The sequence below is a fragment of the Paenibacillus sp. SAFN-117 genome (genome assembly GCF_051966115.1).
GTDB classification, from domain to species: domain Bacteria; phylum Bacillota; class Bacilli; order Paenibacillales; family NBRC-103111; genus Paenibacillus_L; species Paenibacillus_L residui.
Window position 1 is genome coordinate 1 of record NZ_JBQCLK010000027.1, and the last position, 14425, is coordinate 14425.

Genomic DNA, 14425 nt, shown 5'->3' on the forward strand with positions numbered 1-14425 from the left:
TCTACAAGAGACATCGGTTGCTTACTAAGACAACTTCACAGATACCCCGTACTTGGATATGGAGTAGATGGGGCAAATCCCTATCTACAATAGGTACATGAAGTTGCCAGTGGTAAGAAGCCCCGACTTCAACTCGCGATAGCGAGTAAGTGGGGGAGGTTCACAGATATGGGCGAATTACGCCAAGTTTATGGCTGTGGAAACCGGCCTTCAAAAACGATTTCCGACAACGGCTTCCGCGTATTTGGAATTTCCCGGGACCGGTTTCTTTCCGATAACTGGTTTTCGTCGCCACGATAGCCTAAGGCAATGACAATCTGGGGCTCGTACTCTTCCGGTACTTGCAGAGCGGATTGGGCGGCAGCCCGGTCGAAGCCTCCCATTGCATGAGTGGAGAGACCTCTCCGGGTGGCTTCCAGCGCCAGATAGCCCCATGCCGTTCCGGCATCCAATGCATGAGATGGGCTGGCTTTGCCGGCTTCATTGACTTTTCTGGAAAGCAGCAGCAGAAGCACCGGGGCTTCCTTGCACCATTCTTGGTTAAACGGGCTGATAAACTGAAGGAACGTTTCACGCTGTTCCGGTGTTTTGGCTATAATAAACCTCCATGGCTGTTCATTGCTTCCCGAAGGGGCCCAGTGGGCTGCCTCCAGCACCCCGTATAAATCTTCATCCTTCACCGCCTTGCTGGAAAATGCACGGGTAGACCACCGGTTTAAGAAAATAGGGTCGATTCCGTATTCCGATTTTCGTGCAGCCGCTACTTCCGGCAGCAGGTTGTCCATCATATGTATTCCTCCTACAGCTGATTTTCATCTAATAACGCTTCTATTTTACCACATTAGCAATAAGATTCTATTTCTTGATCCATGTTCACGCTTTTGTGGCAGAGCATGAAAAGTCCTTTTAAGGTACGTTACCCCTAGAGTGTGTGTTACCGGCGCTGGCTTGGCAGTTTCTCCGGTAAAACGATTTTAACGAATATTATATTAGGCTGGCATTGAAGAGATTAGTCCATGAAACTTGGAAAGAAAGCAGTTCAACAGCCGTAAGCGAAGAAAACCTGCCAAAGTGCATCTTTTCTCCGGTTGGAGTGAGGTTTTGGCTTCTGGAAACGAGAATTGATATATTTTCTCCAGGCTTTTCTTCCGAAAATCTAAATTCGCTTCATAATTGATGTATTATCGCAGGAATTTAGGTTTGCCCAAGGAATGAAGAACCAATCATCATTCCACTTCACGAGACTGTCGCGATAACCTTCCTTCATGCCCCCGGCAGTTGCCACATTCGATTCTATTTCAGGATGCGCCGGTCCCCCAAATCCCCGCTTCCGCTCAAAACAACAGGCAATCCTTTCTTCATTTCCTGGGAAAGCGCAGAATATGATAGCTCTCGTGTAAAATCAACAAGATGCACTGGAGGATCGGGCAAAAGAATTGCCGGGATTGGCGCGTGTTGTCGAATGGACCGAAGAAATGAAATGGGAGGGAATACCGGATCCGTCATTCTCCGCCATAATGCGCGGCATTTTTCTCAAATGAAGCCATTTCCGTAAGCGATATTTCCGGGTAAAACCGTTATATGTGCCATTTCCTCAAAAATCTATGGAAAACAACGAAATAGCGTCACGTACAACCGTTAGATTTTCATAGTGGATAAAATGAGCGAATTAACGACGGCAACCGTTAGGCAACGAAAAATAGAAACCGGATACCGGATCAGATGGTGGATATCGTATTTAGGCGATTTCAAGCTGTGAAAGTGGATTCACTTCGCGGCTATCAAAGGAAGAAAGTGCATCTAATGCCTAGATCCTATTACTTTGGTTAGATTCATGCTTAATAAGGCCATTTTGGATGCGGACGGTGGAATAAAATGTTAAAATGGGTTTATGATATTTTCTGATCGATAGCGGGGGGATAACAATGAGGATGGTTAGAAGCTTCGCCCTGGTCGTTATTCATTTGATTGGGGAGCTTTGGATCGGGCTGGGCCGAAACCCGGATTTTTATGATCGGCATACGTCTATCAGAACCAGAAGCGGATACGCGTTGTTCGTTGCACTTGCAGCCATTCTGGCGGCAGGGATTGTCACATGGGGATATACGAGAATACGCTGACCCATGAAAATGTCTTGGATTGTGATCAATTCAACTTACCAAGGTGAATGTTTTTAAGGTATCACGCGTTTAGCATTTTTTACGTCATCCGATAGTGCTAAGAACGGCAGGGTGTTAACTCTAAAGGGTGTATCCGAAATTGGACGCAACACGATCTTGTTCCTCGGTCTTCCGTCCAATTTTGGTTTACACTTTAGAATTAGAATGGAGGGTTTTTGCTGATATCGCCCTTTTAGCGGAAAATAGATGGACTTTTTCCACTTAAATATCGTTTTTTCGCTCTCAAGGAACGTAACGGAACTTGGAGATCTTATTTCGTCAAAATAGGCGTTTTTTTTAGAATAACGGAACCAGACGCGCTTATTTCATAGAATTATCCTACTTTCGCCTGTATTTCTTGGCAATAAGGTCATCTAGTTCCGTTAAAATGACCGAAAGGCACTTTTGGAGCGATTAAGGTCATCTGGTTCCGTTATAATCGTACACCATTAATCGACAGCCTCTGAAATCCATTTATCCCCCAGACGTGTGCTCAACTCTAGAAATAAACAAGAGAACCCGACCCTAACCGATCAGGTTCTCTTTTTTTGGTATGGCATCCGGATGAACGACTTCTGCGTCTATCCAGAGTGATTGCGGGCCGCTTAGGTTCCGCTCGCCTTCTTGGCAAGGCTCTGCTGCATCAGGAACTGATTGTAGTACAGGTTGGCGTAGATGCCTCCGTGTGCAAGCAGCTCTTCATGCGAACCGCTCTCGGCGATTTGCCCTTGCTCGATCACAAGAATGACGTCCGCATCGCGTATGGTTGACAGCCGGTGAGCGATAATGAAAGCCGTTCGTCCCTCCAGCAGTACATTTAACGCCTCTTGAATATGCTGCTCGGTTTCCGTATCCACGCTGGAGGTTGCCTCATCCAGGATCAGGATTTTCGGATCCGCCAACAAAACCCTTCCGAATGCAAGGAGCTGCCGTTGGCCTACCGACAGCATGGAGCCTCTTTCCTCCACCTGCGTTTGATAGCCGTCGGGGAATTTCTCCACCAGCCGGTCGATGCGGACGCTTCGGGCCGCCCTCTCGATTTCCTCCATCGTGGCGTCCTTCTTCCCATAGCGCAGGTTTTCTTCAATCGTACCGGAGAAGATGAACGAATCCTGAAGAACGATTCCAATCTGGCTGCGCAGGGAGGCCAGAGAGACCTCCTTGATATCGTGGCCGTCTATAAGAACCCTGCCGGAGGTCGGATCATAAAATCGCATCAGCATGTTGACGATCGTGCTTTTGCCCGCGCCGGTAGGGCCGACAATGGCGATCCGCTGTCCCGGCTTGATATCCAACTGAATACCTCGCAGCACTTCCGGCTTATCCGGCGCATACCGGAAAGATACCTGATCGAATACGACCGAGCCGCGAATAGGGGGGAGCGGTCTGGCACCAGGCATGTCTCTCACTTCCGGCTTGGTGTCGAGAATTTCGAAGATGCGGTCTGCGGAAGCCATGGCCGACAGCAATTGGCTGTATACTTTGGACAAAGAGCTTAACGGCCCCCAGAACCTCCACAAGTAGTTGATGAAGGCAACGATAAATCCGACGCTCAAGTCTCCATTAATCACTCGCATGGCGCCGTACCAGACAACAAGGCATGTGCCGATCATCCCGATCAGCTCGACCAGCGGCCAGACGAATGATTCCAGGGAAATGGCCTTCATGAAGGCCTTGCGATTTCTGGAGTTTATTTCGTGGAAACGGCGGTCATTCTCTTCCTGCCTGGAGAAGGCCTGAATGACACGGATGCCTTGGATCGTCTCGTTTACATTGCCGTTGATCGCCGAAATTGTATGTCTGGAACGCAGCCACGCCGATTCAATCTTCGGGCGGAAACGGGATACGATCAGATAGAGAAACGGAAGGACCGTGAAAGCCATCAAGGCCAGCTTCCAATCCCAGTACAGCAGGATGACCACGATTCCGATCAGGTGCGTGGCTTCCATCAGCAGCGTAATCAATCCGCCGTTGATCAGCTCTCCGATTGCGTTGGTGTCGTTAGTGATTCTGGACATGATTTTGCCGGCCGGCCTCCCGTCGAAGAAGCGGAAGGAGAGCGATTGCAGGTGATTGAACAGCTCCTGCCGCAGCGCAAACAGAATGCGCTGGCCGGTAAAGTTAACGAGCCGAATCTGCAGGGTGCTGAGCAGCCAGCCGCCCAGCCGGAGTCCAAGCAAGGCTATTCCGGCTATATGAATGGCCCACAAATTGCGGGCGACCATTCCTTCGTCAATGGCGTAACGGATCAGGATCGGCTCCGCCAGGCTGAGCAGCATATTCACGACAACGATAACGGAGACGAAGGTCATCGTTCGGCGATGCGGCTTCAAATAGCCGAACATACGGCGCATATATTCTTTGTTAAAAGGCTTCTCCCTTTCTTCTTCGGCCTCCCATTCATGTTGGCTCATTCACTGTCACCATCCTTTCAACCACTAACCGGCAGCTTGAACGACTGAAGTTCTGAAGAATGACCAGCCTCCATCTGTAAACGGAAGAGCTTACGGAAGAAGCCGTCACTTTCCAGCAAATCTTTATGGGTGCCTTGCTCGACGATTCTGCCTTCATCCAGCACGAGAATCCAGTCGGCGCGCTGAATGGACGAGAGCCTCTGGGCGACGATGAAGGTGGTCCGGCCCTCCATCACTTCGTCGAGCGCTTCGTGTATGGCCGATTCGGTCGCCGTATCGACACTTGCCGTCGCCTCGTCGAGAATGAGGATCGGCGGGTCCATTAACAAGGCTCTGGCCAAGGCCACCCTCTGGCGCTGCCCTCCGGATAAGCCTACTCCCCGTTCGCCGATCAGAGTATCGTAACCGTTCGGCATCGTAGTTATAAAATCGTGAATTTGGGCTTTGCGGGCCGCCCATTCGATTTGTTCCTGGCTGATTCCGATTTGACCGAATGCGATATTATCCCGAATGGTTGCCGAGAACAGAAAGGTTTCCTGGGGGACAATACCAATTTTCGTCCGCAGTTCCTGCAGGTTGTATTCCCGGACATCTCTGCCGTCCAGAAGCACCTGTCCGGAGGAAGTATCGTAGAATCGGGCCATCAATTGGATCAGGCTGCTTTTGCCGGACCCGGTCGGACCGAGAATGGCAATCGCTTGCCCGGGACGCGCGCTGAAGCTCAACTGCTTCAGCACAGGCTGCGTCTTATCTTTATCGCTTCCCGGAAAGCGGAAAGTGACCTCCCGGAAATCGACATATCCCTGAAGCGCCTTGGCGCTGATCCCGCCTTCGGAAGGCGAATCTATGTCCACGGGAGTATCGAGGATTTCGAATACTCTCGGGGCCGCCTTAATCGCTTGCTGCATAATATTGACGAGCCACCCAAGCATGTTCAAGGGCCATATAATTCCCCAGGCATACCACTGGAAGGCGGTCAGCTCGCCGATCGTCATTTCTCCCTTATATACGTAAATTCCGCCCACCCAAATCATCAGGAGGAAAATAACGCCACCATAGAAGTTCATTAAAGGAAAAGAGCGCGACTCGATTTTCGCCCGGTTCATGTTGGAGTCGAAATTGGTTTCATTCCGGTCGCTGAATTTCGATTTTTCCAGCTTCTCCTGGGCGAAAGCTTTGACCACCCGTATTCCGGATATATTCTCCTGCAGTGTCGTGGTCAGCCTGCCCATTTGCTCGCGAATATCGCTCCAGGCCGGCCCCACCTTGCGGTTGAACTGCCAGAGGGCGAGAGCAAGAAGCGGGACCGTAGCCATGCTGATGAGGGTCACCTTCCACTGAATGAGCAGCATGACCACTATGGTCCCGATGAAGGTGATGGCTCCGGTAACGATTTGCATGGCGCCGAAGCCGACGAAATTTTTGACCGCCTCGATATCCCCGGTCATCCGCGACATGATTTGCCCGGTCTGCGCTTTATCGTAATAACCGAAGGACAGCCTCTGAAGATGATGGTACAGCTGCTTGCGGAGATCGAAAATGACGTTCTGTCCGACCTTCTCCTGGGAGTAGCCCTGAACGTACATCGCTGCGCTTTTGACCAGTTGACCGAAGGCAAGCAGGAGTGAATAGAGGATGATGGCCTGCATATTCCCTTCGGAAATGCCCACGTCTATCGTTTTCATAAGCAGCCAGGGGGAGAGCAGGTCAAACCCGATTCCGAAGATCATGGTCAAAGTGGCTGCCGTCACCCATCCCTTGTAAGGAAAAATGTACTTGAACAGCCTTAGAAAAACACGCAACGAGACCCCTCCTGTTCCATTATTTAATCCCATTAACTATTTCCCTCTACGAACAAAAAGACCAAAGCCCCATCCGCGACCGTGGTCTTAAGATTGGAAAATATATCCTGATATTAGCACCGCTTTGGACGATTCGGCAATAGGGAAATACGGTTATAGCTATTTTTTCGGCCAGCCATTGTCACACGAACGTATATTCTGTAAAATAGAGTGTAGGTACAAGAGGGATCGGATGGAGTACAACATTAAGCACTGAACTCGCTATGCAAAGAAGATCATCGGGAAATCAGCCGGGGATTGTGCTCCGCCTGATCGGATTCCGCCTATAGACGCGGGATCTTGGCCCGATAAGGGATAACAGGATAAAGGAGAAACGAACATGAATCCGTTGACCGGCAAGCTATCCTCCATGACAGAGATGATCGAATGGTTTCGGCAGAGCCCGGAAATCATGGAGCAAGTCACCCATTGGCATACGATACCGCCGAGGGAGGCGCAGTATGCCCCGTTTCCGGAAGACCTCCGACCGGACATTCAGGAAGCACTGAGAGACAGGGGGATCTCCCGGCTGTACAGCCATCAGGCGGCATCCTTCGAGGCCGTTCGCGCAGGCAAGCATACCGTTACGGTGACGCCCACCGCATCAGGCAAGACATTGTGCTATAATTTGCCGGTTCTCCAGCAGATTCTGGAGGACGACAGCTCCCGCGCGCTGTATTTGTTTCCGACCAAGGCGCTGGCCCAGGACCAGGTGGCCGAGCTGAAGGAGCTTGTCGATGCGATGGATGCGGACATCAAGACCCATACCTATGACGGAGACACGCCTCCGAATGTCAGACAGGCGATCCGCAATGCCGGTCATATCGTGGTGACGAATCCGGATATGCTGCATTCGGCCATTCTGCCCCATCATACGAAGTGGGTTAAGCTGTTCGAGAATATCCGCTATATTGTCATCGATGAAGTGCATTCCTATCGGGGAGTGTTCGGAAGTCATGTCGCGAACGTGATCCGGCGGCTGAAGCGAATTTGCCGGTTTTACGGCTCTTCGCCCCAGTTTTTGTGCGCATCCGCGACGATCGACAATCCGAAGGAGCATGCCGAGAGACTGATCGGGGAGCCGGTCGAGCTGATTGATAACAACGGGGCTCCGGCAGGGGAGAAGCATTTCGTCTTCTATAATCCTCCCGTCGTGAACCGGCAGCTCGGCATCCGCCGAAGCAGCGTGCTGGAGACGAGGAAGATCGCGGGACATCTGCTTAACAACGGAATTCAGACGATAGTTTTTGCCAGAAGCCGGGTCAGGGTCGAAATTCTGCTTACCTATTTGCAGGATACGATCCGCCACGAGCTGGGAGCGAAATCGATTCGCGGCTACCGAGGAGGCTATTTGCCGAAGCTGCGCCGGGAAATCGAGAGGGGGCTCAGAAGCGGGGAAATCCGCGGGGTCGTCAGCACGAATGCACTTGAGCTCGGCATTGATATCGGCCAGCTTCAGGCTTGCGTCCTGAACGGTTATCCGGGAACGATCGCCAGCACATGGCAGCAGTCCGGCCGGGCGGGACGGCGGCAGGAGAGCTCTCTCACCGTTATGGTAGCGAGCAGCAACCCGCTTGACCAGTACGTGATTCAGAATCCGGGCTACTTCTTTGAGAGGCCGCCCGAGAGAGCGCTGATCCATCCGGACAATTTGATCATTCTGGTCGATCATATCAAATGCGCCGCCTACGAGCTTCCCTTCGAAGAGGGGGAGACGTTCGGAGAGGAATCGCTCGCCGACATCCTGGATTTTCTGACCGAGGAGAAGATTTTGCACCGGGTAAAGGAACGCTGGTATTGGATGGAGCAGTCCTTTCCGGCGCATGATATCTCGCTGAGATCCGCCGCGCAGGAAAACTTCATCATCATCGACACCACCTCCGGGAGCCGGGTGATCGGGGAAGTCGACCGCTTCAGCGCCCCGACCTTGATTCATGAGGAGGCCATTTATATTCATGAAGGGGTGCAGTATCAGGTCGAGAAGCTGGATTGGGAAGAGAAGAAAGCTTATGTCCGCGAGGTGAATGTCGATTATTTCACGGATGCTTCGCTGGCTGTCCAGCTTAAGGTTCTTCATGTCCACAAGGAGGAGTCTCTGCCTGGAATTTCGCGGCAGTTCGGGGAAGTGACCGTCAACGCCAAGCCTACTATTTTCAAGAAAATCAAACTGCGCACGCATGAAAATATCGGCTCCGGACCCATTCACTTGCCGGAAGAAGAGATGCACACGAGCTCGTATTGGTTTACGATCAGTGACGAGCTGGCGGCCACGATGTCGGTTAACGATATCCAGTATGCGCTGCTCGGGTTGTCGAATGTGCTTGTTCATATTGCCCCACTGCATCTGATGTGCGATCCGCTGGATATTCGTGTCGTGCCGCAGGTGAAGGCGGTACATAATCATAAGCCGACCATCTTCTTCTATGACCGGTATCCCGGAGGAGTCGGCTTAAGCGAACGCCTATATGAAGTGCATGGCGAACTGCTGCGGCAGGCAGCGGATTTGATCGGCCGCTGTACCTGTCTGAGCGGCTGTCCTTCCTGTGTCGGACCGATAGAGGAGGTCGGCCTGACCGGCAAAGCTTTGGCCATGGAATTGCTGTCGGGGATGGTGAACGGCGGATGAGCATGCTGAGAGAACGGCTGAATCGTCTGAAGAAGAAGGATTCGACCGGGTCCCTCCCAACAGAGACAGCGTCAGAAATGGGACCTCCCGACGGTAAGGAAAGCCAGGCCGATCCGTCCGGGTATTCCACTATGCTGCCGCAGGAGGAAGAGAAGGGGTTGTCCGCTGACGGCTGGGAACGGATGGGAGTGCAGTACGAAAGCAACGAATGGGGCTCCTTCCTGATCCGGAAGCGGACTTACCCGGCCGATTACCTGCATGGCAGGTATCCGATAGGAGATCTGTACCGCGTCTGTCCCTCCCTGTCGGCAATGGCCGGCACGGAAGGGGGGCAGGAGCTTCATCCGGAGGAATTGCTGTTTTTCGATACCGAGACGACCGGACTGGGGATTGGCGCCGGCAACGTGCCGTTTATGCTCGGGATGGGTTATTACCGTTCCGGCGCCTTCGTTGTCGAGCAGATGCTTATCCGCAATCCGGCCGAGGAAGTGGCGATGCTCGCCTATTTCAACCGGCTGCTGCTCCGCTTCTCCTGCCTTGTTACATATAACGGCCGCACCTTCGATTGGCCGATTGTTAGGAACCGGTTCGTCCTTAATCGGATGGAGCTGGAGCGCGAGCCATCGGTGCAGTTGGATTTTTTGTATGCATCACGAAGCCTGTGGCGCAACACGCTGCCGGCCTGCCGACTGGGAATCGTGGAGGAGAGCCGGCTTGGACATACCCGTGTGGACGATATTCCCGGGTCCCTTGCCCCGACTCTATATTTCCGTTATTTGTCGGAAGGAGATCCCGCCGTTCTGGCGGGGGTCCTGGATCATAATGAGCAGGATGTGCTGTCGCTGGCCGGTTTGGCTATCCATTTCGGGAGGGCGCTGCGCGGAGAGCTCGAGCTGGTCGGGATGGAGGCGGAGGAGCTGTACCGGCTGGGCAAATGGCTGGACAGATTAGGATGTGCAGAGCAGGCCGCCCATGCGTTCGAACGGCTGCTCCAATGCAGCTCCCGCGAGGCGGACGAATTTCGTCTGGAGCTTGCTGCTTTATATAAGAAGAAAGGAGATTACGACTCCGCCTTGGCCCTATGGAAGGGACTGGCTGCGGGGGCGGCCTCAACCGGCCTGACAGCGATAGAGCCGTTCATCGAGCTTGCGAAGTATTATGAGCATAAGGTGAAAGATTATGGCACGGCACTCGCTTATGCGGAAGAGGCCTATCAAATCGCCTGGAGAAGAGAAACGCTTGTGCGGCGTCATCAGAAGCGGCAGCCCGTTTTGGAAGACATCCGCAAGAGGATCGAAAGGCTTAAGCTCAAGGAGCTTAACTATGCTCTGGCGGAGCTGTATACCGAGGAAATGGGCTAAGACCACGTTTATTCTCGGGAAAAAGGGGACATACCTGAATAGAAGATAAGACAAAGGGGGAGTCCCGGATGCCCGAATTGCCGGAAATGGAAACCTATCGCAACCTGTTAACGGAGCTTGTAGCGGGAAGACGGATAACCGACGCCAGGGTAAATCGGCCGAAGTCGATCAATATCCCGCCGGATCCGTTCCGCAAGGAGCTGGTTGGCCGGACGGTTACGGAGGTGCACCGGCGAGCCAAATATTTGATCTTCCGTCTCGACTCGGGATATAACCTGCTCCTTCATTTAATGCTGGGAGGATGGATGCATTTCGGATCCGAGGAGGATAAGCCGGATCGAAACACACAGGTGGAGATAGATTTTGGCCCCAAGACCCTGTATTTCATCGGGTTAAGGCTCGGCTTCCTGCATTTACTGTCAGATGAAGCGTTGGCCGAAGAGTTAAGGGAGCTGGGCCCCGAGCCTTTGGATGCCCGTTATACCGAGCAGGAATTCCGGGAGCGGCTCGCAGGCAAGAAAGGTGCGTTAAAGCCGCTGTTAACCGACCAACACTGGGTAGCCGGAATCGGAAATTGTTATTCTGACGAGATTTGCTTTGACGCCGGTCTGCTGCCTACCCGTAAATGCGGGGAGCTTGAGGCCAATGCCGCTAGAGCGCTGTACCGATCGATCGCCAATGTGCTTCAGCGGGCCATCCTTAAGGGCGGATATATGGAGAATCCGTTATATAACGGAGACCGATTGACCGGAGGGTACAACGATGCCTGCCTCGTCTATGATCGCGGAGGGGAGGCTTGCTTTCGCTGCGGCCACCCGATTGTCTTCGAACGGATCTGGTCGCGGAAGGTGTTTTATTGCTTTCACTGCCAGAGGTAATCCCTATCTTCATGGAAGGAGGCTTCTCCATGCGATTAGGCAGTCATATCAGCATACGGCATGGATACCTGCAGGCGGCCAAAACAGCGACAGCGATCGGTGCCGGCTGCTTTCAATATTTCCCGAAAAATCCGAGAGGACTGACCCTTAAATCGTTCGACGCGGGGGACGGTGCGGCCTGCGCTGATTATTGCCGGGAGAAGGATCTTCTGTCGGTCGGGCATTCGCCGTATCCAAGCAATCTGGCCGCAGAACCTTCGAAGCTGCGTGATGCGATTGTCGCCTCGCTGATCAACGATCTGGAAATTGCGGAATGCTGCGGCTCGGAAGGGATTGTCGTCCATTTCGGCAAATCGAAAAGCAAGGATCCTCTGGAAGGCTACCGCTATATCATTGATACCTTAAACGCCATTCTTTCCGGCTGGAAAGGCAGGGCCAAGCTGCTGATCGAGAATCAGGCCGGAGAAGGAACGGCGATGGGAACCACCTTCGAAGAGCTCGTCCAAATCCGCAGCCTGACGGATTATCCGGACAAGATCGGTTTCTGCCTGGATACTTGTCATGCTTATGCCAGCGGGCTATGGAACGGGAAGAATTGGCCGGAGCTTGTCGAGAGGGGCGGGGAGCTCGGTTATTTCGATCATCTGGTGGTCGTCCATCTCAATGATTCCGTTTATCCGAGCGGAGCGAGGAAGGATCGGCATGCCAATTTTGGCAAGGGCAGGATTGGTGAAGAAGCCATGCTGGAATTTTTAATGTCTCCCCCTATCCGCAGGCTCCCGGTCATTCTGGAGACTGCTGCAGGTCCCGATCATACCCATAAGGGGGAAATCCGTTATATTCTCGATAAAGCGGCGGGATTCCGTTCTGCGGTATGGTCATAAATCGATTTCCAAGTTACAATAGGGGAGAGCAAGTACGGAATACATAGACAAGTTGGTGAACGGATTCATGATTGACTTGAAATCGATTTATTTTAAGAGAGAAGAGAGACGAATTCTTAACGACGTTAATCTTTCCATCCGCAAGGGGGAGCACTGGGTTCTGCTGGGCAGGAACGGCTCCGGAAAGACGACTATTCTGGAGATGATCAACGGTTACCATTTCCCTAGTAAGGGAACGGTTGAAGTACTCGGTCATCGGTACGGTCAATGTGATGTGCGGGAGGTCCGCAAGCAAATTGGCTATATCAGCCAATCGCTGTTTGAGAAGCTGACTCCGGGAGACCCGGTATGGGAAGCGGTTGCCGCCGCGAATTACGGCTTTTTGCGATTTTATGAAGAGATCCCGCAAGAGGCCATAGACAAGGCCCGCATCATGATTGATAAGGTAGGATTGGGCTATGTGGCTGATCAGCCGCTGGGTACCTTGTCTCAGGGAGAGCGGAAGAAGATTTTGCTGGCGCGAGCCCTAATGACGGACCCGACCATTCTGGTAATGGACGAGCCTTGCTCCGGGCTGGATTTATATGAGAGGGAGAAGATGCTTCAGTCGATCGACGATCTTCGAGACTCGGGCATCACCATCTTATATGTCACCCATCATATTGAAGAAATTATGCCGATCTTTACTCATATTGCACTTATACACGAAGGCAGAATCGTGGCTGCCGGTCCCAAGAATGAAGTGCTGACGGAAGAGCATCTGCTCCAGGTTTATGACGTGCCCGTCTCGTTGGAGTGGAGCGGAAACCGTCCGTGGATCAAAGTGGCGGCTAATCCCATTGGATCTTAACTCTCATCGCCAAACAGCCTGATCGGATATAAGCATTCGAAACCAGCTATCCTCTGGAGATGGCTGGTTTTTCTTGTTACAGAACTCCCTGGAGCAGGCTTTTTCAAAATATAAGAAAGTATAAGTTTTCATCTATACCTGTTCTCATATTTCATCGGTAAACGCGCACGTCCTAAGGACGGCGATAGCCGTTTATCCTTGCTTCTTTTTACCGCCGTGCAAAAAATGACGATCCCCGGAAATTCGCCTGCAAAAATCCGTCATTGCTTGAAATGGGCGGTTCCGATACTTTATTAAACAGCGGTGACTTCGGCAGGCCGCATTCAAATGGTCTTGAAAATTTCAGCAGGCCAAGGTAAGCATCACTGGCAGCTCACCAAAGCTTGCGACCAATCTTCACCGGAGACAACGATGGCTCAAACTAACCGAAAAAGAGAGGGATGAATCATGCATGCAGAAGCTTCTTCAGAATTAGCCGCCAAGCGGAAAAAGCCCTCGTCCCCAAAACGCAGGCTGTGGCTGGATCTTAAGAGGGACAAATACTTATATTTGATAGCGCTTCCCGGATTGCTTTATTTTCTTGTTTTCAAATATTTGCCTATAGGCGGATTGCTGGTGGCGTTTCAAAACTATTCGCCTTATTTCGGAATCTGGAAGAGCGAGTGGGTTGGGCTGGAGCATTTTCAGCGTTTTTTTTCCAATGAAGATTTCTATTTGTTATTTCGCAATACGATGGCGATCAATTTATTGAATCTTACTTTCTTCTTTCCCTTTCCGATTATTTTATCGCTGCTGCTTAATGAATTGAGGAGTGTGCTTTACAAACGGCTTGTCCAGACGATCATTTATATCCCTCATTTTTTGTCGTGGGTCATTATTGCGGGGCTCACCTTCCTGATGCTTTCCGAGTCGGAAGGGCTGATTAATAAGCTGATGGCGGCGATGGGGATGAAGACGGTAAGCTTTCTGACCGAGCCGAATTATTTCTGGACCATGCTCACCGCGCAATCCATGTGGAAGGAAGCCGGGTGGGGGACGATCATCTTCCTGGCGGCTATCGCCGGTGTCGATCCCCAGCTATACGAAGCGGCCGTAATGGACGGGGCCAACCGTTTTCGCCAGATGTGGCATATTACGCTGCCGGCGATTCGCAATGTGGTAGTCATCCTGTTTATCCTCAGGCTCGGCTCGATTATGGATACCGGCTTCGAGCAGGTCTATCTGATGATGAACGGGGCCGTTTCCCATGTGGCGGACGTCTTCGATACTTACGTATACCGAACAGGGATCAAGCAGGGAGAATTCAGCTACAGCACGGCCATCGGCCTATTTAAATCGGTGGTCGGCGTCATTCTCGTCGTCCTTGCCAACAAAATGGCCAAGCGGTTCGGCGAAGAGGGGGTATTCTGATC

At 52.0% G+C, this 14425-nt stretch carries 10 protein-coding genes; 7 read left to right on the forward strand and 3 right to left on the reverse strand.

Annotation, left to right across the window (positions count from 1 at the left end; all coding sequences use genetic code 11):
• Positions 1 to 188 precede the first annotated feature (188 nt).
• On the reverse strand, positions 189 to 788 hold the full coding sequence (locus ACTHRH_RS17275; RefSeq protein WP_150960314.1) for a nitroreductase family protein: 600 nt from the start codon (positions 786 to 788) through the stop codon (positions 189 to 191).
• Positions 789 to 1925: 1137 nt separating this feature from the next.
• Between ACTHRH_RS17275 and ACTHRH_RS17280 the strand changes: the two genes are divergently transcribed.
• The gene (locus tag ACTHRH_RS17280) at positions 1926 to 2120 is read left to right on the forward strand and encodes a hypothetical protein (RefSeq protein WP_440416741.1); all 195 of its coding nucleotides are present in this window, start codon (positions 1926 to 1928) and stop codon (positions 2118 to 2120) included.
• 644 nt (positions 2121 to 2764) lie between these two features.
• Here the strand turns inward: ACTHRH_RS17280 and ACTHRH_RS17285 are convergent.
• Complete coding sequence (locus tag ACTHRH_RS17285) at positions 2765 to 4573, reverse strand: ABC transporter ATP-binding protein (RefSeq protein ID WP_440416743.1); 1809 nt, start codon at positions 4571 to 4573, stop codon at positions 2765 to 2767.
• A 17-nt stretch (positions 4574 to 4590) separates the two neighbouring features.
• Positions 4591 to 6375, reverse strand: a complete 1785-nt coding sequence (locus tag ACTHRH_RS17290; RefSeq protein WP_440416745.1) for an ABC transporter ATP-binding protein — start codon at positions 6373 to 6375, stop codon at positions 4591 to 4593.
• A gap of 379 nt (positions 6376 to 6754) precedes the next feature.
• Between ACTHRH_RS17290 and ACTHRH_RS17295 the strand changes: the two genes are divergently transcribed.
• The 6 genes from ACTHRH_RS17295 to ACTHRH_RS17320 all read left to right on the forward strand — a co-directional run bounded on the left by ACTHRH_RS17295 (position 6755) and on the right by ACTHRH_RS17320 (position 14423).
• The gene (locus tag ACTHRH_RS17295; protein WP_440416747.1) at positions 6755 to 9040 is read left to right on the forward strand and encodes a DEAD/DEAH box helicase; all 2286 of its coding nucleotides are present in this window, start codon (positions 6755 to 6757) and stop codon (positions 9038 to 9040) included.
• The gene (locus ACTHRH_RS17300) at positions 9037 to 10401 is read left to right on the forward strand and encodes a ribonuclease H-like domain-containing protein (RefSeq protein ID WP_440416749.1); all 1365 of its coding nucleotides are present in this window, start codon (positions 9037 to 9039) and stop codon (positions 10399 to 10401) included. Before ACTHRH_RS17295 ends, ACTHRH_RS17300 begins: the two co-directional genes overlap by 4 nt.
• Before the next feature lie 68 nt (positions 10402 to 10469).
• A complete protein-coding gene (locus ACTHRH_RS17305) occupies positions 10470 to 11279 on the forward strand; it encodes an Fpg/Nei family DNA glycosylase (RefSeq protein WP_440416751.1) in 810 nt (269 codons plus the stop codon).
• Between the two features lie 29 nt (positions 11280 to 11308).
• Positions 11309 to 12163, forward strand: a complete 855-nt coding sequence (locus ACTHRH_RS17310) for a deoxyribonuclease IV (protein ID WP_440416753.1) — start codon at positions 11309 to 11311, stop codon at positions 12161 to 12163.
• A 67-nt stretch (positions 12164 to 12230) separates the two neighbouring features.
• Complete coding sequence (locus ACTHRH_RS17315) at positions 12231 to 13013, forward strand: ABC transporter ATP-binding protein (RefSeq protein ID WP_379286432.1); 783 nt, start codon at positions 12231 to 12233, stop codon at positions 13011 to 13013.
• A 447-nt stretch (positions 13014 to 13460) separates the two neighbouring features.
• Positions 13461 to 14423, forward strand: coding sequence for an ABC transporter permease (locus ACTHRH_RS17320; protein ID WP_379286430.1), 963 nt, complete (start codon positions 13461 to 13463; stop codon positions 14421 to 14423).
• Positions 14424 to 14425: the final 2 nt, after the last annotated feature.

Bases quoted from the DNA above. Each gene is read 5' to 3' on its own strand.
- ACTHRH_RS17295 (WP_440416747.1), top strand. From the start codon at position 6,755: ATGAATCCGTTGACCGGCAAGCTATCCTCCATGACAGAGATGATCGAA.
- ACTHRH_RS17300 (WP_440416749.1), top strand. From the start codon at position 9,037: ATGAGCATGCTGAGAGAACGGCTGAATCGTCTGAAGAAGAAGGATTCG.
- ACTHRH_RS17275 (WP_150960314.1), bottom strand. From the start codon at position 788: ATGATGGACAACCTGCTGCCGGAAGTAGCGGCTGCACGAAAATCGGAA.
- ACTHRH_RS17315 (WP_379286432.1), top strand. From the start codon at position 12,231: ATGATTGACTTGAAATCGATTTATTTTAAGAGAGAAGAGAGACGAATT.
- ACTHRH_RS17305 (WP_440416751.1), top strand. From the start codon at position 10,470: ATGCCCGAATTGCCGGAAATGGAAACCTATCGCAACCTGTTAACGGAG.
- ACTHRH_RS17285 (WP_440416743.1), bottom strand. From the start codon at position 4,573: ATGAGCCAACATGAATGGGAGGCCGAAGAAGAAAGGGAGAAGCCTTTT.
- ACTHRH_RS17310 (WP_440416753.1), top strand. From the start codon at position 11,309: ATGCGATTAGGCAGTCATATCAGCATACGGCATGGATACCTGCAGGCG.
- ACTHRH_RS17280 (WP_440416741.1), top strand. From the start codon at position 1,926: ATGAGGATGGTTAGAAGCTTCGCCCTGGTCGTTATTCATTTGATTGGG.
- ACTHRH_RS17320 (WP_379286430.1), top strand. From the start codon at position 13,461: ATGCATGCAGAAGCTTCTTCAGAATTAGCCGCCAAGCGGAAAAAGCCC.